A 25,244-nucleotide genomic window follows, 5' to 3' on the forward strand; every position below is an offset into this window, starting at 1 on the left:
GGCAAAGCGTCATAGGGCGCAGAGGGGCGGACATGCTGACCAAGAAGCAATTGGATTTGTTGGAATTCATTCACACGCGTCTGCAAAAGGACGGTGTCCCGCCCAGCTTTGATGAAATGAAGATCGCACTGGATTTGCGGTCGAAATCCGGCATCCACCGCCTGATCACTGCTTTGGAAGAACGCGGTTTCATCCGCCGCCTGGCCCACCGCGCCCGCGCCATCGAAATCCTGCGTCTCCCTGACAGTATCAGCGGCGGATCCACCGAAACGAGCACGGATCGCTCCGCCAGTGCAGATGCGGGACCGGCTGCGGCCAACACCGACCGAGCGATTGGCTCCGCAATGGACTTGCCCGTCATGGGGCGCATCGCTGCAGGTGTACCGATCGAGGCAATCAGCCAGATGGCCAGCAAGGTGACCGTGCCCAGTTCGATGCTGACCTCATCCGGCAGCCACTACGCCCTTGAGGTGCGCGGCGACTCGATGATCGACGCGGGGATCAACAACGGCGATATCGTGGTGATCCGCGAAACCGACACGGCGGACGATGGCGACATCGTGGTCGCCTTGGTTCAAGGGCATGAAGCCACGCTGAAAAAGATCTATCGCCGCAACGGCGCGATTGAACTGGAGGCCGCCAACCCAGCTTATGAAACCCGCGTCTACCCCTCCGATCAGGTCGAGGTACAGGGGCGGCTGGTTGGCTTGATCCGCAGCTACTGACCGCCCGCACCGCTGTTTGGTGTGCGAAGTGTCGGCCAGTTGTCATATGCGGCGGACACCGGCCCGGTTCGGATGAGCCTTACCAATCGCGGTCAATGGCCCTAGCGGGTCCAGATGCGCTGCCCTGACAGGTTCCTCGCCGTGGTCAATTTACCTTGCTGATCGATTGCAATACTGCCCATGCGCCGCAATTGCTGTAGCCCCAAAATGATGCAGCCGCCCTCCGGCTTCAGATCAACCGTCGACACCAGAATCTCCCCCTCGGCACATGAGGTCAAACGCTCCGCAGCCCTGCTGCCTACCGCATGCACCAGACTGTAGGGACCAACCCTGGCGTGGCGAAGGCTCGGGTCGTTGCCCTGAGACCGCCAGCGGTTTGCGGCAATGACCTGTCTGACGGGATCTCCGTCATTTTCCAGCCAGACCCGCGCCGCAAAGCCCTGCGCCTTGCTGCGGGACAAGGCCCGGCCCTCTGGCCCGATTACACCGACCAAGCCGCCATTCGATGAAATCAACGCCAGCGGCCGCGTTTCTTGCGACCAAAGCGCGAAGGCCAGAGCAATCGGCATCACCCCGAGAAGGCGCAAACGCCCCTGCCAGATCAGCAGGAACACCCCGCCGACCGAAAGCAACGGCAACACCCACTGCCCCGGCTGCATCACCGTGCCCTCTGCTCCCGGCAGCTCCGCAACCGCGCGGGCGACGGTCAGGATCCAGTCAATGCCCGCTCCCATCACCGCCAGGCCGAAGCCCTCCAAACCGAGGGGCAGCAGGCAAAAGGACAGAACTGCGGCGGGCACCACAACAAGGCCCATCACCGGCACCGCGAGCAGGTTGGCCAGCAGCCCATAGTGCGACAGGGTGTTGAAATGAGCCGCGCCAAAGGGCGCCGTGGCCAGCCCTGCAACCAGCGATGACAAGACCAAGGCGGCCACAGGGCGCAGCCATTTTGGCCCGAGGGTAAGACCGCCATCCCGGATCGCCCCAAACACCCCCACCAGCGCGGCCGTGGCAGCAAAGCTCATCTGGAAGCCCGGGCTGAGCAGCGTCTCCGGGCGCCGCAACAGAACCAGAACCGCAGCAATGGCAACCGCGCGCAAGGATATCGCCCGCCGGTCCAGCAGCACCGCGACAAACATCACCGCCACCATGATAAAGGCCCGCTCGGTCGCGACATTCCCGCCGGACAGCGCCAGATATGCCCCCGCCGCCAGCAAGGCCGCAGCCGCTGATAGTTTCTTCACGTTCAGTCGCAGTGCGATGGGCGGCACCATGCACAGGGCAAACCGTAAAGACGCAAAGACAAATCCGGCCACCAGCCCCATATGAAGGCCGGAAATGGCCAGCAAATGCGCCAGATTGCTGGCTCGCAAATCCTGCAACGTTGACTGACTGACACCGCTGCGGTCGCCGGTGGTGATGGCGGCGGCGATGGCGCCGGTCTCGCCGGGCAGCCGCTGCCGCAGCGCCAAAGACAGGTCCCGCCGCAGCCCGGCCAGCGTTGGCCCCGGCGGGCCGGGATCAAGCGTTAGCACGGCAACGCGGGTGTAGCCATTCGCGCCCAGTTGCAAAAACCAGGCATGGCGCCGGAAGTCGAAACCGCCCGGCTCAGCCGGGCCCTGCGGCGACATCAGATGTGCGGTGGTGGCCACCCTTGCGCCGGGACCGGGCAACCCGCTATCCATCGGCACCGAGACACGCACCCGCGCAGGCGTTCTACTCGGCGATACCTGCTTCAGCCGCACCTGATCCAGCGTAAGACGCAGCATATCGTGCGCGGAGCGGTCGATAGTGGCGACGCGCCCCTCCACAGGACCGTAGTAGCGAAAGCCGAGTACTGGAGCGGCAACAGAATGGGTCCGCCACCCCGCAACCATGAACCCAAGAACACAAAGAAGAACCGCCCGTGCCAGCAATCCGCTGGCGCTGCCCCGCAACGAGAAAGCAGCGCACACTCCACCAAGAACCAGGGCGCAAAGATAGGTCACCGCCTCCGGCTCGACCGGGAGCGCAAAAAAGACCCCTATTCCAAGCCCCAGAAACACCGGCACCCAGGCCAGCAAATGTCCCCTTTGAACCTGTAGCAGCTGGTCCAGGATAGGCATCATACGCATGCTTGCTCCTGACCCTTCGGGTGGGTAGACAGGCAGAAACGCTACTCCTCTTATGGTTTCCAAAAGGTAAATCACCTCCATGTCCAAACCGGTCGTCACCCGTTTCGCCCCCTCGCCCACCGGCTTTCTGCATATCGGCGGCGCCCGCACCGCGCTGTTCAACTGGCTGTATGCGCGCGGACGCGGCGGTAAATTCCTGCTCAGAATCGAAGATACCGACCGGGAGCGTTCCACCCCCGAAGCCACCGCCGCCATCCTGCAGGGGCTGGACTGGCTGGGCCTGGATCACGACGGTGAGGTGATCAGCCAGTTCGAACGCGCCGACCGTCACGCCGAGGTTGCGCATCAGCTGCTGGCCGAAGGCAAGGCCTACAAATGCTTTGCCACCCAGGAAGAGATCGCCGCCTTCCGCGATGCCGCCCGGGCCGAGGGAAAATCGACGCTCTACCGCTCGCCCTGGCGCGATGCCGATGCCTCCACTCATCCGGATGCGCCTTACGTGGTGCGCATCAAGGCCCCGCAGGAGGGGACTTCGGTCATTCGCGATCAGGTGCAGGGCGATGTTTCGATCCGCAACGATCAGCTGGACGACATGATTCTGCTGCGGTCCGATGGCACGCCTGTTTATATGCTGGCCGTGGTCGTGGACGATTATGACATGGGCGTCACCCATGTGATCCGCGGCGACGACCATCTCAACAACGCCGCCCGTCAGATGATGATCTACGAGGCGATGGGCTGGGACATTCCGGTCTGGGCGCACATCCCGCTGATCCATGGCCCCGACGGCAAGAAACTGTCGAAACGCCACGGCGCCCTTGGCGCGCAGGAGTATCAGGCCATGGGGTATCCCGCGGCTGGCATGCGCAACTATCTGGCCCGTCTCGGCTGGAGCCATGGCGACGATGAGTTCTTCACCGACGCGCAAGCACGCGAATGGTTCGATCTGGATGGAATCGGCAAAAGCCCGGCCCGGTTCGATACCAAAAAGCTGGAAAGCCTCTGCGGGCAGCATATCGCCGTTAGCGATGACGCTGCACTGCGGCAGGAGATCGAAGCCTATCTTGCCGCAGCCGGTGAGCCTGCCCTGACTGACGTTCAGTCAACTGATCTTGAACGGGCCATGTACTGCCTGAAAGATCGCGCCAAGACTTTCCCTGAACTTCTTGAGAAAGCGCATTTTATCCTGACGGCACGCCCCATCGAACCGGATGCAAAGGCGGCCAAGGCGCTGGCATCTGTATCCGATAGTATACTGAATGAATTGACGCCGCAGTTGCAAAGTGCTAGCTGGACGCGTGACGATCTGGAGGCGCTTCTCAACCAATTCGCGGAAGCACAGGATACCAAGTTCGGCAAGCTGGCCGGCCCGCTGAGAGCGGCCTTGGCAGGCCGGGCGGTAACGCCTTCGGTGTTCGATATGATGCTGATTTTGGGCCGTGAGGAAACATTGGCCCGTTTGACCGACGCTGCAGGCTGATCCCGCCTCTTAACCCTTGGGTAAGTCTGCTTCGATACGACCTCACCTGCGCAGTCCACGCGCAGGTGCTGCCTGCACGAAGCCCGGATTTCTCCGGGTTTTCGTGCCTGTAACAGGAAGGGACATCTATGACCGATACCAATAAGACAGCCCAGCTCAGCCTGAATGGCGAAACTTACGAGCTTCCCATCTTCTCTCCGACAGCCGGGCCCGATGTTCTCGACATCCGCAAACTCTACGCGCAGGCCGGTGTCTTCACTTACGATCCGGGCTTTACCTCGACTGCAAGCTGCGACAGCACCATCACCTTCATCGACGGTGGCAAGGGCGAGCTGCTGCACCGTGGCTACCCGATCGACCAACTTGCAGCCAATTCGCACCACCTCGAAGTCTGTTACCTGCTGCTTTACGGTGAGCTGCCGACCGCTGCTCAGCTGGAAGATTTCGAAGCGCGTGTGACCCGTCACACCATGGTGCACGAGCAGATGCACAACTTCTTCCGTGGTTTCCGCCGCGATGCGCACCCGATGGCGACCCTGGTTGGTGTGGTTGGCGCGATGTCCGCCTTCTACCACGACTCCACCGATATCGCCGATCCGTGGCAGCGCGAGGTCGCCTCGATCCGCCTGATCGCAAAACTGCCGACCATCGCCGCGATGGCCTATAAATATTCGATCGGTCAGCCCTTCGTCTATCCGCGCAACGATCTGGATTACGCCGCGAACTTCCTGCACATGTGTTTCTCGGTTCCAGCCGAAGAATACCACGTCGACCCGATCCTCGCCCGCGCCATGGACCGGATCTTTATCCTGCACGCGGACCACGAACAGAACGCTTCGACCTCGACCGTGCGTCTGGCGTCCTCTTCCGGTGCAAACCCGTTCGCCTGTATCGCGGCTGGTATCGCCTGCCTCTGGGGTCCGGCCCATGGCGGCGCCAACCAGGCTTGCCTCGAGATGCTGAAAGAAATCGGCACCGTCGACAAGATCCCCGAGTTCATCGCCCGCGCCAAGGACAAGAACGATCCGTTCCGCCTGATGGGCTTTGGTCACCGCGTGTACAAAAACACCGACCCGCGCGCCAAGGTTCTGAAACAGTCCGCGGATGAGGTTCTTGAACTGCTCGGCGTCGAAGACAACCCGCTGCTGCAGGTTGCCAAGGAGCTGGAACAAACCGCGCTCAACGATCCTTACTTCATCGAGAAGAAACTGTTCCCGAACGTCGACTTCTACTCGGGCATCATCCTGGAGGCGATGGGCTTCCCGACCTCGATGTTTACGCCGATCTTCGCGCTGTCGCGCACCGTCGGCTGGATCTCCCAGTGGAAAGAGATGATCGCAGACCCACAGAACAAAATCGGTCGTCCGCGTCAGCTGTACCTCGGCGAAACCGCCCGCGATTACGTGGATATCGAGAACCGCTGATCGGCATAACAGCCTTGATTGGACGCCTCGCACCTTCTGGGTGCGGGGCGTTTTTTTGGGCGTGGCGGTCACCTCCGGCTTTGCGTGCAAAGGCGAAAAAACTCCTGCTCCGACGAATTTCGGGTGCCCACATGAGCATTGTCGCTAGACGGGAAACGGTGGTAAAAGTTTGTTTTCTATTAAAAATTGACTTATCCACCTCTCGGGATTAATTTCTATAAGTTGTATTAAACAATTTCAGGACGACCCTATGATTGCCCTTTTCGCGCTTGTTTCTCTTGGCCTTTTTGCCGGGCTGATCATGGACTCCAGTGATGATGGAGATAACCTGCCCGATGACGATCTCAGCGATCTGCCCTCTCCCCCAGGAAATGGTAACACGACCCCACCGGGCGAATTGATCGAAGGCAGCAGCGGGGATGACTCGCTTACAGGCACTAACGCAGGTGAATCCATCGCAGGACGCTCCGGAAATGACGAAATCGACGGTCGTGGGGGAAATGATCGTCTGTTTGGCGATAGTGGGAGTGACACGTTGGTGGGAGGCTTTGGCAACGATTTGGTCTCCGGCGGCGACGGCAACGATCTGATGACCGGTGCCGAAGGCAATGACACCATCTTTGGTGGTCAGGGAAATGACGGAGTCATTGAGGGTCAAGGGAGCGACACTATCAACGGAGGAGAAGGCGATGACGTCCTATGGGTCAGCCGTTTTGATCTGCATCCCTCCGGCGCCATCCGGGCCGATGTCGATACCAGTGGCGATGCCGTGAATGGCGGCGCCGGGGATGATCTTATCCTCTTTGGCCGCGATGATACCGTGACTGGCGGCGACGGCGCAGATGAATTTTTCGCCGGTCGTTGGCTGGAAACCACCGAGGCTGCCACCATTACTGATTTCGAACCGGGCGAGGATCAGATCGTCTACGGTTTCAATCCCGAAGACGGCCCACCACCGCGGTTCTCTGTCTTCAATCAAGAGAATGAGGATGGGGGCAGCGATGCTATCGTCCTGGCAGACGGGGTCGAGGTCCTACGGGTTCTGGATCAGGATGGACAGTTCGATCCAGACCGCCATATCCGGCTGTTTGCCGATGGCGCTAGCGCGAGACCTACGATCTGATAACTGAAATGAAAAACCCCCGCCGGAATAACCGGCGGGGGCTTCCTGTTGCATAAGGCTGTCTTCAGCGCCCTTCGAACTTGGCTGGGCGTTTTTCCATGAAGGCAGTGACGCCTTCCAGGAAATCGCGGGTCTTGCCGCATTCGCCCTGCAGCTGCGCCTCAATCGACAGTTGTTCGGGCAGGCTTTTATCATAGCTGCCCCGCATCGCGGTCTTGATGGCGCCAAAGGCCTTGGTCGGACCCTCCGCCAGATAGGCAGCCCGCGCCCGCCAATGGGCATCGAACTCTGCATCCGGCACCGCTTCCCAGATCATGCCCCAGTCGCTGGCCTGCTTGGCCGTGATCTTGTCAGCGAACAGGGCCGCGCCCATTGCCTTGGCCAGCCCCATCTGGCGCGGCAGGAACCAGGTGCCGCCCGCATCCGGCATCAGGCCGATCCGGGCAAAGGCCTGCAGGAAATAGGCGCTCTCGGTCGCGATTACCACATCAGCTGCCAGCGCCAGATTGGCCCCTGCCCCGGCCACTGGACCGTTGACCGCCGCCATGGTCGGCACCGGGCAATCATAAAGCGCCTCAAGCATCGGCGTGTATTCGTCGCGCAGCGTCCGCTCCAGATCCAGATCGCCAGAGCCGGAGGCATCGCTCAGATCCTGCCCCGAGCAAAAGGCGCTGCCAGCGCCGGTGAGGACCACAGCGCGTGCCTCGCTCGCGGCCTGTTTCAGGGCATGGGTCAATTCGGCCCGCATCTGACCAGTCAGCGCGTTCATCTTGGACGGGCGGTTCAGTGTCAGGATCGCCAATCCGTTCTCAAGCGAATATTGGATTTCTTTATAGTCCATCAGAGGGCCTCGTCTGTCGTCTCTCGGGACCCCGCGGCCCAGTGGCGCCGCAGAGCGGATGTGATTTCAGCCATGGTGGCGTAAAGCATTGCGGCCGAAAAGCCGGACCCGGCGTCACTCGTCCAGAATTTTCCGCAGCCGGTCTTCTTCTTCGGGGCTAAGGCCCGCCTCTGCTGTTCCGGGCGCCCTGGCCCGCCCACGCAGATATCCAGCGCCAAGACCAAGGGCCAGCAACAGCATCAGCGGACCCGCCGCCCAAAGCAGCCAGTTCGCTCCCGTGGTGGTGGGCCGCAGCAGCACGTATTCGCCATACCGGTCGACCACGAAATCGATCACCTCGGTATCGCTGTCCCCGGCCACCAGGCGCTCGCGCACCAGAAGCCGCAGATCCCGCGCCAGATCGGCGTTGGATTCATCGATATTCTCGTTGCGGCAGACGAGGCAGCGCAGGTCCTTGGACAACTCGCGCGCGCGTCCCTCCAAAACCGGATCGGATAGGACCTCATCCGGCTGGACGGCCAGTACAGGCGTCGCAGGCAGCGCGACCACCCCCATGAGGGTGATCACCAGAACCTTGGCAAACCGATTGAGCATAGCCGCGCCCCTCATTCTGCGGGCACCTTGGCCGCGCCAGCGCCTTTGCGGGCCCCGGCTGCCACGCGGAATCGTCGGTCGCTGAGGCTCAGCAAACCGCCAAGCGCCATCAACAGACAGCCACCCCAGATCCAGTTAGCCAGCGGTTTGATATAGGTCCGTACGGTCCAGCCGCCATCCGCCTGCTGATCCCCGATCACCACGTAAAGGTCACGCAACAGCCGGTAGTCAATTGCGGCCTCTGTCGTCGGCATCTTCGCCACCGGATAGGTGCGTTTTTCAGGATGCAGCACAGCTACATCCGCGCCGTCCTTGAAGATGCTGACGGTGGCCATGGTGGTGAAGTAGTTCGGCCCCCGCGCGCGGTCGACCGCATCCAGCACCAGCTCGTACCCACCGACAGTAAAGGGCTCGCCGATCTTGGCAACGCGGATGTCTTCCTCTTCCCACGCCGTCAGACCGGCGATGGCAAAGATGGTGATCCCCAGCCCTGCATGGGCCACGGCCTTACCCCAGTCGGCGCGCGGCAGTCGCAGCAAGCGCCCGATCTGCCCGACCTTGCCGGTGCGCGACCACAGATCGGCAGCGGCACCAAAGACCACCCAGGAGCCGATGAACAACCCGATTGGCCCCAGACCGGAGCGGCCCGTCTGCATGGCCCAGGCCAGCACACCCAAGGCAACCGACAGGACCAGCACATAGCGCAGGTACCAGATCGTCTGGCCCAGCTTACCGCGTTTCCACGGCAGCATGGCGCCAACCGGCAGGATCATTCCCAAGAGCACCATGAAGGGAGTGAAGGCCGCGTTGAAGAAGGGCGGTCCGACACTCAGTTTGCGGGCAAAGGCCATTTCGGCCACGATCGGCCAGAGAGTGCCAAAGAACACCACAAAGCAGCTCACGGCCAGCAGGATGTTGTTGGCCACCAGCGCGCCTTCGCGACTGACGATGCCAAAGACGCCCTTGGCCTGCATCTGCTGGGCCCGCGCCGCGAACAGCGTCAGCGCCCCGCCGGTAAAGAAGGCCAGGATTAAGAGGATGAATACGCCGCGTTCTGGATCGTTGGCAAAGGCATGTACCGAGGTCAGCAGCCCCGAGCGTACGATAAAGGTCCCGATCAGCGAGAAGCCAAAGGCGAGGATGGCCAGCAGGATGGTCCAGCTTTTGAGTGACTCACGTTTTTCCACCACGATGGCGGAATGCAGCAGCGCTGCCGCCAGCAGCCAGGGCATGAAGCTGGCGTTTTCCACCGGGTCCCAGAACCAGAAGCCACCCCAACCCAGCTCGTAATAGGCCCACCAGGATCCCAGCGCGATGCCGATGGTCAGGAAGATCCAGGCGGCCAGCGTCCAGGGCCGCACCCAGCGTCCCCAAGCGGCATCAATGCGCCCCTCGATCAGGGCTGCCACGGCAAAGGAAAACGCCATCGAAAGCCCAACATAGCCGAGGTAAAGGAATGGCGGGTGAAAGGCGAGGCCCGGGTCCTGCAGCAGCGGGTTCAGATCCTGCCCGTCAAACGGCGGCGACACCAGCCTCAGGAACGGGTTCGATGTGAACAGGATGAAGGCAAAGAAGGCAACGCCAATGGCGGCCTGAACCGACAGAACCCGCGCCTTCAGCGTCTGCGGCAAGCCGCCGCCGAAGACCGAGGCCACTGCGCCGAACAGGCTGACAATCAGCACCCAGAGCAGCATGGAGCCTTCGTGGTTCCCCCAGGTGCCCGAGATCTTGTAAAGCATCGGCTTGGCCGAGTGGCTGTTGAGGGTGACAAGCCGGAGCGAGAAATCCGAAGTCACAAAGGCCCAGACCAGCGCCGCAAAGGCAAAGGCGGTAAAGAAGAACTGCGCCTGTGCCGCAGGTTCGGCGACGGCCATCCAGCCGGGCCAGCGTTTATGGGCGCCGATCATGGGAACAACCATCTGCACGATGGCAACCAGAAAGGCGAGGATGAGGGCGAAGTGACCGAGTTCTGTAATCATACCTCTGTCTATAATCTTTCACCGGGGCGGCGCCAATGGCATTTGGCGCGTCCAGCCGCCGCAGGAGGCGATTGCGCGCTTACTCTGCGGGGTCGGCCTGCGACAGCCTGAGCTGGCTTTGCTTCCATGCCGCCAGCGCCCGGTTTTCGGCTTCCGCACTCGCCGCCAAGTGTCTTTCCTGCTGCATAGAAGGGGCTTCTTGAACGGACGGCGCCTCACCACCCTGCAAAGACGCAAAACTTTCTGCGCCTTTCGGCATGCGCGCCGCGACTTTCGCGAGGCTCCGCTGGAACTCCTGGCTTTTGATCTGATGACGCGCGCCAAAATAGAACGAGACGATAACCCCCAGCAGCCACCACAACGGTTCGGGCACGGCCGCCAGCCCCTGCATCCGGGCTGCAAACCATGAGGGGTTGGCCATTGCGCTCACCATCAGCCCCACTGTCCCGAGCGCCAACAGCGGCCTTGGCAGCCGGTTGATCCCATCCATCACCCGATCAAACCCGCTACGCCGTTCAGCGCGGAATTCTGCCGCGAACTGCTGCAGCGCCGCGCCTTGCGCCCGGCTGGCCCGCTCTGCACCGGCCTCCGCGTTTTCACGAAACACCTCGACTGTATTCCGCAACACATTGCGATTTCTGCCAAACAGCAAGCGAAACAAACCTGTGATCATCGTTTTTCTTCCTGCCACCGTGCGACCCGCCGGACAAAGGCCTTCCGGTCCATGTGGTATTTGGTGCTGATGAATACCTCGGCGCGCCGGATCCATCCGCCCTTGCCGCCCGCGCGGGTCCGGGCGTATTTGCGGCTGGCCGGGCGCCGGTCTGCCAAGTCGAAATAGTAGCTGCGCCGGGCAATGCCGTAGGCGTCGTGCAGGCTCTTTCCATCCACCTGCGCCGCCCGCTGCGCCGCCGCTGCTGTATGCGTCCCAATCACCCCATCCACCGCAATGTCGAACCCCATTTCCTGTAGCAGCCCCTGCAATATCCGCACCGCGTTCGCGCCGGAATTGACGTACATATCGAACACCGATGCCTGGAGCGCCTCTGGCAAGCGGGCGATTCCTGGGCGTTCGAAATACCAGCGGATGAAGATATCCACCGCCTCTTCGCGGCTCAGCGCCTTCACATCCATGGCGTCGACCTGCCCGTCACCGCTAACATCAATTCCCAGCCGTTTCAGGGTCCCGATCGTGACCCCGTGTTTGGTGGCCCCACCCGGATCACCGGGATCATTCACATAACCGCCTTCGCGCTCGACGATCTCTTCGGCAATCTGTCTGACCTGCATCCGGACACTCTTTGCTGTTTAATGACAAAGTGTTGCACCAAACAGCTGAGATCCCGTTACCCTGGCGTCCGCGCGTGAGGCAACGGTCTGGCCCTGCGGCCCTCCGCCGCCGTTGCATTCCGCCCTTGAGCCTTCTGCGCGCACTCTGCTACCTCATCGCCACGGGCCAGACAGGCCGGACAAGCGGCAAGGCAGACAGATGACGAATACTCCGATCAAGGTGGTCGACCGGGCAAGCGGCACGGTTTTCGACGAGGTGATCCTTGGCGAGAAATGGATCCGCTGGGCTTATCAGGACGCAGGCTCCAACCTGCTGGAGCGCGCACTGTTCCGATCCTCTTTGGTCAGCCGCCTGTTCGGGCTGTGGTTCGACTCGCCCCTGTCCCGGCGCAAGATCGCCGCGGTCATCGAGGAACTGTCGATTGACATGGACGAGGCCCGCGATCCGGTCTCCAGCTTTCGCTGCTTCAATGATTTCTTCGTGCGGCACCTGAAACCGGAAACCCGCGCCTATAGCGATGAGCCACGCGACATCGTCTCCCCGGCAGATGGTCGTGTCTTGGTGTTCCCTGAACTGGAGGAGGACGTCTTTGTCCCGGTCAAAGGGCACCCGATGTCAATCCGCACCATGCTGCCCGGCCTGCACGAGCGGTTTCTGGGCGGTGCCCTCGCCATTGTCCGCCTGTGCCCCGCCGATTATCACAGGTATCATTTTCCGACCGCAGGCCAGATTACCGAAACCCGCGACATTCCCGGCGCGCTGCATTCGGTGAACCCCATCGCGCTTGGCGCCGGGCCGGATGTTTTTGGTGACAACAAGCGCAGCCTGACCCTGATCGACACGGACACGGCGGGCACCATGTGCTTTGTCGAGGTCGGCGCCTTTGGCGTGGGGTCCATCGTCAACACCCGCACCAGTGGCCGGGTCGAGAAGATGGACGAAAAGGGCTATTTCAAGTTCGGCGGCTCCACCGTCGTCGTAGTCTTTGAACCCGGGAAGGTCCAGTTCAGCGACGATCTGATCACCAACAGTTCCAAAGGCTTGGAGACCCTTGTGAAAGTCGGCGAACCTCTGGCGCGCGCCCTCTGACCCCTATTTTTCCGGCGGAATCGAGTAGGTCATGGTGGAGCGCGCCACCATCTTGTCCGAACCTTCCGAATACATATGCACATCGCCAACAGCGAGCGCGCGGCCCAGTTTCAACAGAGTTCCTTTGGCGATCAGATCGACACCCGCCTCGGGCTTGCGCATGAAATCAAGCGAGCAATTGGTGGTCACCGCCAGTGCCTTGCGTCCCAGCCGGGATAGTACCAGCCCGTAGACCGTCACATCAGCCAGCGCGAACATCGAAGGGCCAGACACAGTGCCGCCCGGCCGCAGGTGCCGTTCTGCCGTCAGCAGCCGCATGGTGATCCCTGCCTCGGACAGTTCATCCACGGCGAAATCATCCGCCACCTGCGGAAAGATCTCCGCCATATAGGCGGTCAGCCCCGCCGCATCAAAAGCCAAAGCCATGCTTTTCCTTCTCCCTTGTCCGCCATAGAGTTGCCCCAAACAGGGTCAGGAGGACAAGATGACAATTCTGGAACGTCGCGACGCAAATGCGATCGCACATCTGCGCATGAACGCTCCCGAGCGGCTGAACGCGCTGTCGGATGAGATGCTGGCCGCCCTGCAAGAGCAGATCGACGCCTTGAAAAACGACAGCACAATCAAGGCCGTTGTACTCTCTGGCGAGGGCAAGGCCTTCTGCGCCGGTCACGATATCCGACAAATGAACGCAGGGCGCGCGGCCGAGGATGGCGGCAAGGCCTATTTCGAGGGTCTGTTCGCCCGCTGCACCAGCGTGATGCTGGGTCTGCAACGCCTGCCGCAGCCGGTAATTGCCCAGGTGCATGGGATTGCGACTGCCGCCGGCTGTCAGCTTGTCGCCTCTTGCGATCTGGCCGTGGCCGCGCAGGGCACCCGGTTCGGCGTCAATGGTGTCAATATCGGTCTGTTCTGCTCAACCCCTATGGTGGCCCTGTCTCGCAATATCCCGCGAAAACACGCCTTTGAGCTGCTGACCACGGGTGAGTTTATGTCCGCCGACCGCGCCGCCGAGCTGGGCCTGATCAACCGCGCCGTGCCCGAAGAGGATCTGGAAGCTGAAACGCTGAAGATGGCAGAAACCATCGCATCAAAACTCGGCTCGGCCGTGAAGATCGGCAAGGAAGCCTATTACCGTCAAATCGAAATGCCGCTGGATGAGGCCTATGCCTACACCAGCGGGGTGATCGTCGAAAACCTGATGCATCGCGACACCATCGAAGGGCTCAACGCCTTTATCGAAAAGCGTCCGCCCAACTGGGAAGACAACTGAGTTTTCCGAAAATTTAAAACAAGTTTAGCCTTTGTTTACGATTGACCAGATATTGTTTCCATATCCGGTCTTTCAATAAAGGCAGGATAATGGCAAAGGTTGGGCACCGGTCACAGACCGGTCACAATTTTGGGCCGCTGCGTCGGAAGGTCCCTCCAACCGGGTCTCTCTCCCCGGTCGACATTCCCGCCGCAGTGGCCCCAAAATTCTCCCCTGCACAATACCGGTTCCAATGATCAGCAAACGGGTGCGTTGTCGGCCCCCTTGCATTGCGCGCCATCGCTGCCCCCGGCGCATGTCATATTGCGCAATGGCCATCCCTGCCCTATGTGGCACTTCATGACACAAGAATTGCATATCGTGGGCGGCGGCATGGCCGGGTCCGAAGCTGCCTGGCAGGCGGCGAACATGGGCGTAAAGGTCGTGCTGCACGAGATGCGGCCCAAGGTCGAAACCTTTGCCCACCAGACCGGCAACCTGGGTGAGATGGTCTGCTCCAACTCCTTCCGGTCCGATGACGATGAACAGAATGCCGTCGGCCTGCTGCATTGGGAAATGCGCGCCGCCAAGGGTCTGATCATGACCACGGCGGATAAGCATCGCCTGCCCGCAGGCGGCGCCCTGGCGGTGGACCGGGAACCCTTTGCCGAAACCGTGACCGCGCAGCTTAAGAGCCTGCCGAATGTCTCTGTTTCTTATGAAGAAATCACAGAGCTTCCCACCGAAGGTCAGTGGATCTTCGCAACCGGCCCGCTGACCTCCCCCGATCTGGGCAAGGCGATCCAGGCCGAAACCGGCGCCGAGGCGTTGGCGTTCTTCGATGCCATCGCGCCCATCGTCTATGCCGAGAGCATCGACATGTCCAAGGCCTGGATGCAGTCGCGCTATGACAAGGGCGAAACCGAGGAGGAGCGCACCGCTTACCTCAACTGCCCGATGGACAAGGACCAGTACGAGGCCTTCATTGATGCGCTGCTGGCCGCCGACAAGACCGAGTTCCACGAGGGCGAGACCGCTGGCTATTTCGACGGCTGCCTGCCGATCGAGGTGATGGCCGAACGGGGCCGCGAGACCCTGCGCCATGGGCCCATGAAACCCGTCGGCCTGACCAACCCGCATCAGCCCGAGGTCAAGGCCCACGCCGTGGTGCAGCTACGGCGCGACAATGCTTTGGGGACGCTGTTCAACATCGTCGGCTTCCAGACCAAGATGAAATACGGCGCCCAGACCGAGGTTTTCCGGATGATTCCGGGGCTGGAGAATGCCAGTTTCGCTCGGCTTGGCGGTATCCACCGCAATACCTTCCTCAACTCTCCGACCCTTCTGGACAGCCAGATGCGCATGAAATCGCGGCCCAATATCCGCTTTGCCGGGCAGATTACCGGCGTCGAAGGCTACGTGGAAAGCGCCGCCATGGGCCTGCTTGCCGGTCGTCTGGCCGCTGCGGAGATCCTGGGCAAGCCCCTGACCGATGTGCCTCAGGACAGCGCCATGGGCGCGCTGATCCATCACATCACCGGCGGCGCCGAGGCCAAGACGTTCCAGCCGATGAACGTGAACTTTGGCCTGTTCCGCCCGGTGGATGGGCTGAAAGGCGGGCGTCGGGGCCGCAAGGACCGCTACAAGGCCTATACTGACCGGGCCAAAGCCGCCTGGACCGAATGGCTGCAGCAGTTTTCCTGAACCGCGAGGGGCGCAATGACATTTCGCACCCGTTTTGCGCCCTCGCCCACCGGCCCGCTGCACCTGGGCCATGCCTATTCCGCGATCATTGCTCATGACATGGCCCGCGCCGCCGGAGGCGCCTTCCTGCTGCGCATGGAGGACACCGACCTGCAACGGTCGAAACCGGAATGGGACGCGGCCATTATGGAAGATCTGACCTGGCTGGGCCTTCGCTGGGACGAGCCTATTCTGCGCCAGTCAGAGCATCTGAACGACTATAGCAAATACCTCGAAACCTTTGAAAGAATGGGGCTTTTATACCCCTGCTCCTGCAGCCGTGCAGATATCCGCGCCGCCCTCTCCGCACCGCAGGAGGGTGTCAGCCACGACGTCTATCCCGGCACCTGCAAGAACCGCCCCATGTCGGATCGCAAACCGGGTGATGCGCTGCGGCTGCATCTTGACCGCGCGCTTTCCCGCCTCAAAGGCCAGAACGTGGTGTTTGAGGAAACCGGCGCGGCGCATAACGGCACACACCATCTGGATCCTGAGCGCGCCCGAAAGGAAATCGGCGATGTCGTTCTGTCCCGTAAAGGCGAAGAGATCATCGCCTATTTCCTGGCCTCGGCGCTGGACGACGTGCATCAGGAGATCACCCATGTGGTACGGGGCGAGGATCTGTTCGACTTCACCCAGCTACAGGTCCTGCTACTGACGCTACTGGAGCTGCCCGTCCCCATCTACCACCATCACCGCCTGATCCGTGACGAGGCAGGCAAGCGCCTCGCCAAACGCGACGATGCCCGAGCCATCGCAAAATACCGCGCCGAGGGCGCAACACCGCAGGACATCCGCCGCATGGTCGGCCTTGGCTGAGCTGCCTCAGACCATGGGCGCCATCAGTTCGACCTCTTCCCCTTCCCGCACAGCGGTATAGAAACAGCTGCGCCGGTTGGTGTGGCAGGCCGGTCCGGTCTGGCGCACGACAGCAAGCAAGCAATCCCGGTCACAATCCAGTCGCAGATCCACCAGCTCCTGCACGTGGCCCGAGCTTTCACCCTTGACCCAGAACGACTGCCGCGAACGCGACCAATAGGTTACCTTGCCCGTCTCAAGCGTGCGTGCAACGCTTTCGGCGTTCATCCAGGCCATCATCAGCACCTCTTTGCTGTCGTGGTCCTGCGCGATACAGGGGATCAGGCCGTTTGCGTCGTAACGCAGGCTTGCGGGATCAAAGGACTGTGTGGTCGCGCTGGACATGGCAAAAACCTTTTGCATCTGAAGCTTCGCTCCCTATGTATGAGGAACTCCACCCAAGGGAAACCCCGAGGCCCGCATGTCCAGCGAAACCGATCTGATCAAACTCTATTCTTCCCGCATTCTGGCCCTTGCGGCGGATATTCCGCATTTGGAGCGTCTGGAAGATCCTGATGTCACAGTGAAAAAACGCTCGCCTCTCTGCGGGTCGACGGTGACCGTCGATCTGAAGGTCGAGGATGGCAAGATCACCGATTTCGGCCAGGACGTGAAAGCCTGCGCCCTGGGGCAAGCCGCGGCATCGGTTGTCGCGGATCACATTATCGGCTGCTCGCTGGAGACGGTGGAAAAGGCCCGCAACCAGCTGAAAGCGATGCTGACCGAAGGTGCCGAACCGCCGCAAGCCCCCTTTGACGAACTTGAGGTATTGGTGCCCGCCCGTGAGTTCAAGAATCGCCATGCTTCGATCATGCTGGCGCTGGATGCGACACATGAGGCGCTTCAGCAAGTTGCTAAGGAAGAGTGTACTTAACGATAATTTTATAACACTTGGGCTACTTGTTGACTGTGAACGAGTAAACGGGTCCCTAAATGCTGCAAAAACAAGACACTCAGGCGCCATCAGTTGCGGACTCCAATCTGAACGATCTTGCCGAAATCTCTTCCCAGCTCGGTTTTGAAATCGTCGACATTGCCGGGTTTCTGGACACGATCGAGAGTAAATCCAAAACCCAACTTGAAGATCTTGACCAATTGGACCGAGGCGCCGAGCGGGTTGTCAGATCGAATGCGCAGGTCATGGAGACCGTGGGGGCCGTCTCTCTATCAACCCAGAAAACGCTGGAGTCAGCCAGAGAGTCCGTAGCCCTCGTCCGCGAAAGCAGCGGCCGCAGCCAGGAGGTTGCCGAATGGGTGCAGGATCTCAACAGCCGGACCGAGGACGTCAGCAACACCGTCGACGCTATGCGCAAGGACAACGAGATCATCACTTCGATCGCGGCGCAGGTGAACATTCTGGCCATCAATGCCAAGATCGAAGCGGGGCGCGCAGGCGATGCCGGGCGGGGATTTGCGGTCGTTGCAGAGGCGATCAATGATCTGTCCAAACGCACCCAACGCGCGGCACGGGAGATCAGCACAAATATCGAAACGCTTTACAGCTGGATCCGGACTCTGGACGAAGAGACTGAGACGATGTCCCAGTCCGCCAAACAAATCCTCGACCGCGCCCGAGACACCGACGCGTCGCTGGCTGGCATTGAAAAAGACGCCCAGAACGTGAACAGCGAAACCGGCCGGATTCTGACCGATGCCACGACCGTGCGCGACGCGATGGAGGCGTGTTTTCCCAACATCAACCGGATCAAGCATTCTGTTCAGGACACCACTGACGACATTCAAAAGACCCACCACCGTGTTGAAAATCTTATTCTTTCCTCTGAACGTCTTGTTCAGGGCACGGTCGCTCTTGGCGGCCAATCCGGGGACAAGATGTTCATCGCATTTGTCACCGACATGGCGGCCCAGATTGGCAGGCTATTCGAGGAGGGCCTGACCAGCAGCCGGATTTCGCAGGCAGATCTGTTCGACCGGACCTATGTTCCAATCCCCAACACCAATCCGACACAGGTCATGACCCGTTTCACCAAGTTCACCGACAGCGTCCTGCCGCCGCTGCTGGAGGCCGCCCTGGATCTGGATCCGCGCGTGGTCTTTTCCGCAGCAGTGGACGTCAACGGATACCTCCCGACCCACAACAAAAAATTTTCCAAACCGCAAAGCGCAGATCCTGACTGGAACATGGCCAACTGCCGCAACCGGCGGATTTTCGATGATCGCGTCGGGCTCAAGGCCGGACGCAACACAGGTCCCTTCCTGATGCAGGTTTACCGGCGCGACATGGGCGGCGGCGACTTCGTCATGATGAAGGACCTGTCGGCGCCCATTACCGTGGGCGGTCGCCATTGGGGTGGTCTGCGGATGGCCTTTACGACCTGAAGCCCAATTACACGGATCCCCGAAACAGACGAAAACCCCGCGCAACTATATATTTACGCAATAAAAAAAGCCGCCACACATCCGGGCAGATGGTGGCGGCAACTCTGGTTCTTCATGCGGGACGGGTCACGCTTTCCGGCAATCAGGCAAGGCCGGACGGGGATGGGTACAGGCAGGTGTTCCCCTCATCGGTTCGGGACAGGATGCAGTGCGACCACCATGAAGAGCCAAGATCGAATTCAGGATTGTCTCAGGCTTAGAAAGATCCCGGAAGGTGCAGCGCCGCCACCAGCATGACCGTAAGGGCGCCCGCACCAATCGCGTCCTGCAGCAGGGTGGATTGGGCGTTTTGAAGGGTCGTTTTCAACTGTGCAATCATTATCGTTCCTCCGGTCTGTTCGCTGTGTTTGCGCTTGGGCGCGCTCTTGTTTCCTCTTTGTTCTCATTTTACGAACAGCATGTAAAGAACTTTATGGGAACATTTGCGAACTTTTTGGAACAAAACCGGTTTCAGCAGGAACGAAACAGGTTAACCCACTGAAATTAAACGGAACGCCTGGTCCTGCTTCATCAACCACAGCAGGACGCGTGCGGCCTGCCCCCGGGGGCCGGTAAGATCGGGGTCTTTGGCCAGCAGCGCACGCGCATCGCTCTGCGCTACGGCCATCAATGGTGCCTGCCGTTCCAGATCGGCAATCCTGAACCGTGGAAGGCCGGATTGGGCTGTGCCAATCATGTCACCGGCACCGCGCATCTCCAGATCGGTTTCGGAAATGCGAAAGCCATCCTCGGTTTCGCGCAGCACCTCCAGCCGCCGACGGCCTCCCTCACTCAGCGGTGGCTGGTACATCAACAGGCAGGTGGATTCGGCGCTGCCACGGCCGACCCGCCCCCGCAGCTGGTGCAACTGTGCGAGGCCAAAGATTTCGGCCCGTTCGATCACCATGATCGAGGCATTGGGCACGTTGACGCCCACCTCGATCACCGTGGTCGCCACCAGAACCTTGGTCTCACCGTTTTGAAAGGCGGCCATGGCCGCATCTTTTTCCCCAACCGGCATCTGCCCATGCACGAGACCCACCACGCCTTCGCCAAGGGCGGCGCGCAAGAGCTTGAACCGTTCTTCTGCAGCGGTCAGGTCCATGACCTCGGATTCGCCAACCAAGGGGCACACCCAGTAGCACTGCCGCCCTTCCTCAATGGCGTGGCGCAGGTGGCTGACAATCTCCTCGGTCCGTTCCGTGCTGATCACAGCCGTCTTGACCGGCTTGCGGCCCGGGGGTTTCTCATCCAGCACCGAAACATCCATATCCCCGTACTGCGCCAGAGCCAGTGAGCGCGGAATGGGAGTCGCGGTCATCACCAGAACATCGGCGCCCATGCCCTTTTCTGCCAGTTCCATACGTTGACGAACGCCAAACCGATGCTGTTCATCCACGATGGCCAACCGCAAATCTGCAAAATGAACATCCTGCTGGAACACTGCATGCGTCCCGACCAGGATCTGGATATCACCTCGCTGCAGCGCTGCAAGCTTGGCCTTGCGCTCGGCGCCCTTGTCGCGGCCGGTCAGCAGTTCCAGAACCACGCCTGCTTCTTCGGCCAGGGGGCGCAGCCCGTCGTAATGCTGCTGCGCAAGGATGCTGGTCGGGGCCATCATCACACCCTGCCCGCCTGCCTCAACCGCAACCAGAAGCGCCATCAGCGCCACCAGCGTCTTGCCCGCGCCCACATCGCCCTGCAGCAGCCGGTTCATCCGCCTGTCCGAGGCCATATCGGCGGAGATTTCCTCAATCGCTCGGGTTTGCGCCCCCGTGGGGCGATAAGGTAGCGCCGACAGGACACGGGATTGCAAACGCCCGGTGGCCTGACTCTGGATGCCACGGGATTTGCGCTCCGATTGGCGGGCAATCGCCAGCGTCAGCTGATGCGCGAACAGCTCATCATAGGCCAGGCGCGCCCGTGCCGGAGCGTCAGGGGCGAGATCCTCCTGCCCTTGTGGCTCATGCGCCGTGGTGATCGCCTCGTCCCATGAAGGCCAGGCTTCGCGTTTGACTTGCTCGGGGTCGATCCATTCGGGCAGTTCCGGCGCCAGATCCAATGCGCCGCGCAGCGCCTTGAACATGGTTTTCTGCGATACCCCATGGGTCAGGTGATAGACTGGCTCGAACTCGGGAATCGTCGCGGCTTCGGCCAGTGGCACCATGTGATCGGGATGCACCATCTGCGCGATACCGTCGAACAGCTCCAGCTTGCCCGACACCAGACGGCGCGATCCCTCGGGGCATTGCGCCTCCAGATAACGGCTGCGTCCGTGAAAGAACACCAACTGAAAATCCGTCTCCGCATCCGTCACCGTAATACGGTAGGCGCCCCCGCGATTGCGCGGCGGCCTATGGCCGCCGATGGTAACCTCAACCGTGGCAACGGTCGGCAGCTCCAACCCGGAAACCGTATCGCGACGACGGCGATCCTGTACCGAGTATGGCAATGAAAACAACAGGTCACGCGGCGTTTCTATATGGATATGCTCCAGATTTTGGGCCGTCTTCGGCCCAATCCCTGGCAGTTTCTCCAGCCCTGAAAACAGGGGAAACAGGATCTCGGGACGCCCGCTCATGACTGTTCTATCAGCTCCAGCCAACTGTCTTCATCCAGAACCTTGATCCCAAGATCTGCCGCCTTGGTTGCCTTGGAACCGGCCCCGGGCCCCGCCACAAGGATATCGGTTTTCTTGGAGACCGAGCCGGAGACCTTTGCCCCCAGTGCCTCAGCCCGCGCCTTGGCCTCGGCCCTTGTCATCTTTTCCAGCGTTCCGGTAAATACCACCGTTTTGCCGGACACCGGGCTTTCGGCGGCGGGTGCATCCGGGGCGATGATAGTCAGATGCGCGGTCAACCGGTCAATCGCGGCGCGTTCCTCAGGGTTGGCGAGCGCGTCGGACAGAGACAGGGCCAGAATAGGTCCTATCCCGTCGGCGCCGACCAGATCGTCCCAGGCCGCCTGCGCTGCCTCGGGCACGTCGCAGGCGCTGACCGCAGCGGCACGGGTATCGGAGATCCGGGCGCGGCGCCCTTCCTCGGCGGCGGCGATGCGTTCGGCCTCTTCCGCCTCATCCGCCGCCCGATGCGCTAGCGCCGCCGGACGCGCGGTATCAAGCGCCGAAACCAGTTCATCCCAACCGCCGTAATGCAGCGCCAGATCGCGGCCACCGACCTCGCCGACGTGGCGAATACCAAGGGCAAAGATGAACTTGGCCAGTGGGATCTGTCGTTTCTCATCAATGGCATCAAACAGGTTGGTGGCCGATTTTTCGCCCCAGCCTTCGCGGTTTTTCAGCTGCTGCATGCCAGAGCCAAAGCGGTCCCGCAGGGTAAAGATATCAGCCGGTTCGCGGATCCATTCGTCGCCGTAGAATTGTTCGACCTGCTTGTTGCCCAGCCCATCAATATCAAAGGCCGCGCGAGAGACGAAATGTTTCATTTTTTCAACAGCCTGCGCGGGACAGATAAGGCCACCGGTGCAGCGGCGCACAGCGTCGCCCTCTTCCCTGATCGCATCGGATCCGCATTCCGGGCAGATATGCGGGAAGGCATACGGCTCTGCCCCCACGGGACGTTTGGCGAGGTCCACATCCGCCACCTTGGGGATCACATCACCAGCGCGATAGATCTGTACCCAGTCGCCGATGCGGATGTCCTTGCCGCCACGGATTTCTTCGCCCTTGGAGTCTAGCCCGCGAATGTAATCCTCGTTGTGCAGGGTTGCGTTCGAGACAACCACCCCGCCCACGGTCACCGGGGTCAGTCGCGCAACGGGACTGAGCGCACCGGTGCGGCCAACCTGAATGTCGATAGCTTCCAGCCGGGTCCAGGCCAGTTCAGCCGGAAACTTATGCGCAATTGCCCAGCGTGGCGTGGTGGAGCGGAACCCCAGCCGCGCCTGCAGCGCCATGTCATTCACCTTGTAAACGACACCGTCGATATCGTAGCCCAGTGTGGCCCGCTGTTCCTCGATGCTCCGGTAATGCGCAATCATCTCGTCCACAGTGGGGCACAGCCTGGTCAGGGGATTGATGGTAAAGCCAAAGCTTTCCAATCGTTTCATCGCCTTGAACTGCGTTTCCGCAAGAGGTTCAGAGAGCTCGCCCCAGCTATAGGCAAAGAATTGCAATGGACGGGAGCGGGTAATTTCCGGATCCAGTTGACGCAAGGACCCTGCCGCCGCGTTGCGCGGGTTGGCAAATGTCTTGCCGCCGCGTTCTTCCTGCCGGGCGTTCAGGGCGGCAAAAGCCTCATGGCTCATGTAGACTTCGCCGCGCACCTCCAGCACTGCGGGCGCATCTACGATCTGCTGCGGAATATCGGCGATGGTGCGGGCGTTTTCGGTGACGTTCTCGCCCACCGATCCATCACCGCGGGTGGCAGCCTGTATCAGCACACCGTTTTCATAGCGCAGAGAAAGAGACAGACCATCGATTTTTGGCTCGGCGGTAAAGCTGAGCGGAGTATCCTCGGACTGACCCAGGTATTTTCGGATACTGCGGGCAAAATCGTCTACATCACTGTCTTCAAATGCATTTCCCAGTGACAACATCGGCACGCTATGCGCCACCTTGCCAAAGCCAGAGGCCGCGGGCGCCCCTACGGCCTCAAGCTGAGACGCCTCGTCCTTCAACGCCGGAAATGCTTCCGTCAAAGCAACATACCGCCGCTTCGCCGCATCGTATTCAGCGTCCGAAATGATCGGCGCATCTTCCTGGTGATACGCAAGATCGGCGGTTTGCAGTTTCTCCTGCAAAGCCAGGAATTCCTGGCGGGCGTCCTCTTTTGAAAGACTCTTCGGATCGCTGTCTTGGCTTTGTGTCACGCGTTTGCCCCGTCTTGCTTCAGACTAGGTGATAGGCCGCAGAACCTGCCACGTCCAGAGAAGCAAGAGGGCTTTGGCGTCCCATCAAACACAAAAAATCCCGCCGCAGCGGGTTGAGCCAAGGCCCGTACAGAACCTTACTCACGAAAATCAAAATTGGCATGGTGCGCACATGGTAAATGGCGCAGCCACATGGTTAACGACACATGCCTTTAGTTAACAGCACATGCCATTATGATTGAGGGCAGATATCTGCCCCCAAAAAAGAGTTACAAATCGAATGGGTCGCCGATCAGGCGCCGACTGCCATCCGTTGTTCGGCACCGCCACCGAGTTGATCGTCCTGCGGATCACGCAGCACATAGCCCCGGCCCCAGACCGTTTCGATGTAGTTTTCACCGCCTGTTGCAGTGCTGAGTTTCTTTCTCAGCTTGCAGATGAAAACGTCGATGATTTTCAGTTCGGGCTCGTCCATCCCGCCATAAAGATGGTTCAGGAACATTTCCTTGGTCAGGGTGGTCCCTTTCCGCAGGCTGAGCAATTCCAGCATCTGGTATTCTTTGCCGGTCAGGTGAACGGCCTTGCCGTCAACCTCAACGGTTTTTGCATCCAGATTAACCGAGATCTTGCCCGTCTTAATGATCGACTGGGAGTGACCTTTGGAGCGGCGAATGATCGCGTGGATCCGTGCCACCAGTTCCTCACGATGGAACGGCTTGGTCAGGTAATCATCAGCGCCGAAACCGAAGCCTTTGATTTTATTGTCTGTATCATCGGCACCAGACAGGATGAGAATGGGCGTCTCAATACGTGCCATGCGCAATTGGCGCAGCACTTCGTGCCCGTTCATGTCCGGCAGTCCCAGATCCAAAAGGATCAGATCGTAATCGTAAAGCTTCGCCAGATCGATGCCTTCCTCGCCCAGATCCGTCGTATAGACGTTCAGGTTGGCATGGGTCAGCATCAACTCAATGCTTTTTGCAGTTGTAGGATCATCCTCAACAAGAAGAATGCGCATGTTCGTTTTCTCCGCCTGTATCCTGTTTCCCTCAGGTCGCTGTTAACCTTGCTGGAAAATAGTTAATGCCCCGTTACCATGATCGTTAAAACTCAACATCAAATCAACCGTTCGGTGTTGTTTTAGCACAAAATGGCACTGGGTAGGCGGAGCAAAAGGTTAGTATTAAGCACTAAGGCTTACGAAATTTCTTCAATTGGGTGGTTTTCAACGCTTCTTCGCCGTGATCGGCAACCGCAGCAACCCAGCTGCGGAATTCTTCTTCACTGAGACCATAAAGACGCAGTGCTTCCCCTTGTGGCAGCAATCCATAAAGAACGCCCCTCACCACCGAGGCCTTGCGCGAGGCAACCCAGCGTTTTGTCGTTTTGGGCGGAAGGTCTGCACGGGTCATAACGGAGCCGTCCGGCAAGGTCACAGCCCGTGGTCCATCTACTTTTTTCAAGAACATTGCTTTATCCTTGTGAGGATCTGCGTAATTAGCTTCGTGAGCAGGTTTCCCCC

General features: G+C 60.4%; 23 protein-coding genes. 10 read left to right on the forward strand and 13 right to left on the reverse strand.

Annotated features, from left to right (window positions below):
• Positions 1-32: 32 nt before the first annotated feature.
• Positions 33-725, forward strand: coding sequence for a transcriptional repressor LexA (gene lexA / locus SM764_RS16480; protein WP_369002237.1), 693 nt, complete (start codon positions 33-35; stop codon positions 723-725).
• Between the two features lie 101 nt (positions 726-826).
• On the opposite strand, the gene SM764_RS16485 is transcribed toward lexA, so the two are convergent.
• Positions 827-2,839: a ComEC/Rec2 family competence protein gene (locus tag SM764_RS16485; protein WP_369002238.1), complete on the reverse strand. Its 2,013-nt coding sequence runs from the start codon at positions 2,837-2,839 to the stop codon at positions 827-829.
• 79 nt (positions 2,840-2,918) lie between these two features.
• Here SM764_RS16485 and gltX point away from each other — a divergent pair, with 79 nt between their 5' ends.
• From gltX to SM764_RS16500, 3 genes are all read left to right on the forward strand, one after another.
• Positions 2,919-4,319 carry a glutamate--tRNA ligase gene (gene gltX / locus SM764_RS16490; RefSeq protein WP_368946659.1) on the forward strand — a complete coding sequence of 467 codons (1,401 nt, stop codon included), beginning with the start codon at positions 2,919-2,921 and terminating at the stop codon, positions 4,317-4,319.
• Between the two features lie 128 nt (positions 4,320-4,447).
• A complete protein-coding gene (gltA, locus tag SM764_RS16495; protein WP_065270151.1) occupies positions 4,448-5,743 on the forward strand; it encodes a citrate synthase in 1,296 nt (431 codons plus the stop codon).
• A gap of 250 nt (positions 5,744-5,993) precedes the next feature.
• Entirely contained in the window at positions 5,994-6,866 is an 873-nt protein-coding gene (locus tag SM764_RS16500; RefSeq protein WP_368997073.1) for a calcium-binding protein, read from the forward strand.
• 64 nt (positions 6,867-6,930) lie between these two features.
• On the opposite strand, the gene SM764_RS16505 is transcribed toward SM764_RS16500, so the two are convergent.
• The 5 genes from SM764_RS16505 to SM764_RS16525 all read right to left on the reverse strand — a co-directional run bounded on the left by SM764_RS16505 (position 6,931) and on the right by SM764_RS16525 (position 11,570).
• Positions 6,931-7,707: an enoyl-CoA hydratase-related protein gene (locus SM764_RS16505; RefSeq protein ID WP_274828022.1), complete on the reverse strand. Its 777-nt coding sequence runs from the start codon at positions 7,705-7,707 to the stop codon at positions 6,931-6,933.
• 114 nt (positions 7,708-7,821) lie between these two features.
• Positions 7,822-8,301, reverse strand: coding sequence for a cytochrome c-type biogenesis protein (locus SM764_RS16510; RefSeq protein WP_425537395.1), 480 nt, complete (start codon positions 8,299-8,301; stop codon positions 7,822-7,824).
• An 11-nt stretch (positions 8,302-8,312) separates the two neighbouring features.
• A complete protein-coding gene (locus SM764_RS16515) occupies positions 8,313-10,280 on the reverse strand; it encodes a heme lyase CcmF/NrfE family subunit (protein WP_369002239.1) in 1,968 nt (655 codons plus the stop codon).
• A 79-nt stretch (positions 10,281-10,359) separates the two neighbouring features.
• A complete protein-coding gene (locus SM764_RS16520) occupies positions 10,360-10,953 on the reverse strand; it encodes a holin family protein (protein WP_369002240.1) in 594 nt (197 codons plus the stop codon).
• Positions 10,950-11,570, reverse strand: coding sequence for a holin-associated N-acetylmuramidase (locus SM764_RS16525; protein ID WP_369002241.1), 621 nt, complete (start codon positions 11,568-11,570; stop codon positions 10,950-10,952). The genes SM764_RS16520 and SM764_RS16525 overlap by 4 nt, the downstream gene beginning before the upstream one ends.
• A 199-nt stretch (positions 11,571-11,769) precedes the next feature.
• Here SM764_RS16525 and asd point away from each other — a divergent pair, with 199 nt between their 5' ends.
• On the forward strand, positions 11,770-12,660 hold the full coding sequence (gene asd, locus SM764_RS16530) for an archaetidylserine decarboxylase (protein ID WP_369002242.1): 891 nt from the start codon (positions 11,770-11,772) through the stop codon (positions 12,658-12,660).
• 3 nt (positions 12,661-12,663) lie between these two features.
• On the opposite strand, the gene SM764_RS16535 is transcribed toward asd, so the two are convergent.
• Positions 12,664-13,086: a PaaI family thioesterase gene (locus SM764_RS16535; protein WP_274828018.1), complete on the reverse strand. Its 423-nt coding sequence runs from the start codon at positions 13,084-13,086 to the stop codon at positions 12,664-12,666.
• Between the two features lie 58 nt (positions 13,087-13,144).
• Here SM764_RS16535 and SM764_RS16540 point away from each other — a divergent pair, with 58 nt between their 5' ends.
• The 3 genes from SM764_RS16540 to gluQRS all read left to right on the forward strand — a co-directional run bounded on the left by SM764_RS16540 (position 13,145) and on the right by gluQRS (position 16,474).
• Positions 13,145-13,933, forward strand: coding sequence for an enoyl-CoA hydratase (locus SM764_RS16540; protein WP_369002243.1), 789 nt, complete (start codon positions 13,145-13,147; stop codon positions 13,931-13,933).
• Positions 13,934-14,272: 339 nt separating this feature from the next.
• Positions 14,273-15,616 (forward strand): methylenetetrahydrofolate--tRNA-(uracil(54)-C(5))-methyltransferase (FADH(2)-oxidizing) TrmFO, encoded by a 1,344-nt coding sequence (trmFO, locus tag SM764_RS16545; RefSeq protein ID WP_369002244.1) that lies wholly within the window; start codon positions 14,273-14,275, stop codon positions 15,614-15,616.
• Between the two features lie 15 nt (positions 15,617-15,631).
• Positions 15,632-16,474: a tRNA glutamyl-Q(34) synthetase GluQRS gene (gene gluQRS / locus SM764_RS16550; protein WP_369002245.1), complete on the forward strand. Its 843-nt coding sequence runs from the start codon at positions 15,632-15,634 to the stop codon at positions 16,472-16,474.
• A gap of 6 nt (positions 16,475-16,480) precedes the next feature.
• Here the strand turns inward: gluQRS and hisI are convergent, their stop codons facing one another.
• Positions 16,481-16,876, reverse strand: a complete 396-nt coding sequence (hisI, locus tag SM764_RS16555; RefSeq protein WP_368946668.1) for a phosphoribosyl-AMP cyclohydrolase — start codon at positions 16,874-16,876, stop codon at positions 16,481-16,483.
• A gap of 58 nt (positions 16,877-16,934) precedes the next feature.
• On the opposite strand from hisI, the gene SM764_RS16560 reads away from it, so the two are divergent.
• Both SM764_RS16560 and SM764_RS16565 read left to right on the forward strand, forming a co-directional pair.
• Positions 16,935-17,387 (forward strand): iron-sulfur cluster assembly scaffold protein, encoded by a 453-nt coding sequence (locus tag SM764_RS16560; RefSeq protein WP_274828013.1) that lies wholly within the window; start codon positions 16,935-16,937, stop codon positions 17,385-17,387.
• A 59-nt stretch (positions 17,388-17,446) separates the two neighbouring features.
• On the forward strand, positions 17,447-18,853 hold the full coding sequence (locus tag SM764_RS16565; protein ID WP_369002246.1) for a methyl-accepting chemotaxis protein: 1,407 nt from the start codon (positions 17,447-17,449) through the stop codon (positions 18,851-18,853).
• A 256-nt stretch (positions 18,854-19,109) separates the two neighbouring features.
• Here the strand turns inward: SM764_RS16565 and SM764_RS16570 are convergent, their stop codons facing one another.
• The 5 genes from SM764_RS16570 to sciP form a co-directional block, all read right to left on the reverse strand.
• Positions 19,110-19,232 (reverse strand): hypothetical protein, encoded by a 123-nt coding sequence (locus tag SM764_RS16570; protein WP_274831152.1) that lies wholly within the window; start codon positions 19,230-19,232, stop codon positions 19,110-19,112.
• A gap of 150 nt (positions 19,233-19,382) precedes the next feature.
• The gene (gene recG, locus SM764_RS16575; protein WP_369002247.1) at positions 19,383-21,473 is read right to left on the reverse strand and encodes an ATP-dependent DNA helicase RecG; all 2,091 of its coding nucleotides are present in this window, start codon (positions 21,471-21,473) and stop codon (positions 19,383-19,385) included.
• On the reverse strand, positions 21,470-23,722 hold the full coding sequence (gene ligA, locus SM764_RS16580; RefSeq protein ID WP_369002248.1) for an NAD-dependent DNA ligase LigA: 2,253 nt from the start codon (positions 23,720-23,722) through the stop codon (positions 21,470-21,472). Before ligA ends, recG begins: the two co-directional genes overlap by 4 nt.
• Before the next feature lie 292 nt (positions 23,723-24,014).
• Positions 24,015-24,740, reverse strand: coding sequence for a response regulator transcription factor CtrA (gene ctrA / locus SM764_RS16585; protein ID WP_065273438.1), 726 nt, complete (start codon positions 24,738-24,740; stop codon positions 24,015-24,017).
• Positions 24,741-24,912: 172 nt separating this feature from the next.
• The gene (gene sciP, locus SM764_RS16590; RefSeq protein ID WP_065273437.1) at positions 24,913-25,191 is read right to left on the reverse strand and encodes a CtrA inhibitor SciP; all 279 of its coding nucleotides are present in this window, start codon (positions 25,189-25,191) and stop codon (positions 24,913-24,915) included.
• Between the last annotated feature and the right edge of the window lie 53 nt (positions 25,192-25,244).

This window comes from Pseudophaeobacter sp. 1A16562 (assembly GCF_041008785.1).
Lineage (GTDB): Bacteria > Pseudomonadota > Alphaproteobacteria > Rhodobacterales > Rhodobacteraceae > Phycobacter > Phycobacter gallaeciensis_A.

Coding starts and splice junctions, on each gene's coding strand:
- lexA (WP_369002237.1), top strand. CDS start 33: ATGCTGACCAAGAAGCAATTGGATTTGTTGGAATTCATTCACACGCGT.
- SM764_RS16485 (WP_369002238.1), bottom strand. CDS start 2,839: ATGCGTATGATGCCTATCCTGGACCAGCTGCTACAGGTTCAAAGGGGA.
- gltX (WP_368946659.1), top strand. CDS start 2,919: ATGTCCAAACCGGTCGTCACCCGTTTCGCCCCCTCGCCCACCGGCTTT.
- gltA (WP_065270151.1), top strand. CDS start 4,448: ATGACCGATACCAATAAGACAGCCCAGCTCAGCCTGAATGGCGAAACT.
- SM764_RS16500 (WP_368997073.1), top strand. CDS start 5,994: ATGATTGCCCTTTTCGCGCTTGTTTCTCTTGGCCTTTTTGCCGGGCTG.
- SM764_RS16505 (WP_274828022.1), bottom strand. CDS start 7,707: ATGGACTATAAAGAAATCCAATATTCGCTTGAGAACGGATTGGCGATC.
- SM764_RS16510 (WP_425537395.1), bottom strand. CDS start 8,301: ATGCTCAATCGGTTTGCCAAGGTTCTGGTGATCACCCTCATGGGGGTG.
- SM764_RS16515 (WP_369002239.1), bottom strand. CDS start 10,280: ATGATTACAGAACTCGGTCACTTCGCCCTCATCCTCGCCTTTCTGGTT.
- SM764_RS16520 (WP_369002240.1), bottom strand. CDS start 10,953: ATGATCACAGGTTTGTTTCGCTTGCTGTTTGGCAGAAATCGCAATGTG.
- SM764_RS16525 (WP_369002241.1), bottom strand. CDS start 11,570: ATGCAGGTCAGACAGATTGCCGAAGAGATCGTCGAGCGCGAAGGCGGT.
- asd (WP_369002242.1), top strand. CDS start 11,770: ATGACGAATACTCCGATCAAGGTGGTCGACCGGGCAAGCGGCACGGTT.
- SM764_RS16535 (WP_274828018.1), bottom strand. CDS start 13,086: ATGGCTTTGGCTTTTGATGCGGCGGGGCTGACCGCCTATATGGCGGAG.
- SM764_RS16540 (WP_369002243.1), top strand. CDS start 13,145: ATGACAATTCTGGAACGTCGCGACGCAAATGCGATCGCACATCTGCGC.
- trmFO (WP_369002244.1), top strand. CDS start 14,273: ATGACACAAGAATTGCATATCGTGGGCGGCGGCATGGCCGGGTCCGAA.
- gluQRS (WP_369002245.1), top strand. CDS start 15,632: ATGACATTTCGCACCCGTTTTGCGCCCTCGCCCACCGGCCCGCTGCAC.
- hisI (WP_368946668.1), bottom strand. CDS start 16,876: ATGCAAAAGGTTTTTGCCATGTCCAGCGCGACCACACAGTCCTTTGAT.
- SM764_RS16560 (WP_274828013.1), top strand. CDS start 16,935: ATGTCCAGCGAAACCGATCTGATCAAACTCTATTCTTCCCGCATTCTG.
- SM764_RS16565 (WP_369002246.1), top strand. CDS start 17,447: ATGCTGCAAAAACAAGACACTCAGGCGCCATCAGTTGCGGACTCCAAT.
- SM764_RS16570 (WP_274831152.1), bottom strand. CDS start 19,232: ATGATTGCACAGTTGAAAACGACCCTTCAAAACGCCCAATCCACCCTG.
- recG (WP_369002247.1), bottom strand. CDS start 21,473: ATGAGCGGGCGTCCCGAGATCCTGTTTCCCCTGTTTTCAGGGCTGGAG.
- ctrA (WP_065273438.1), bottom strand. CDS start 24,740: ATGCGCATTCTTCTTGTTGAGGATGATCCTACAACTGCAAAAAGCATT.
- sciP (WP_065273437.1), bottom strand. CDS start 25,191: ATGTTCTTGAAAAAAGTAGATGGACCACGGGCTGTGACCTTGCCGGAC.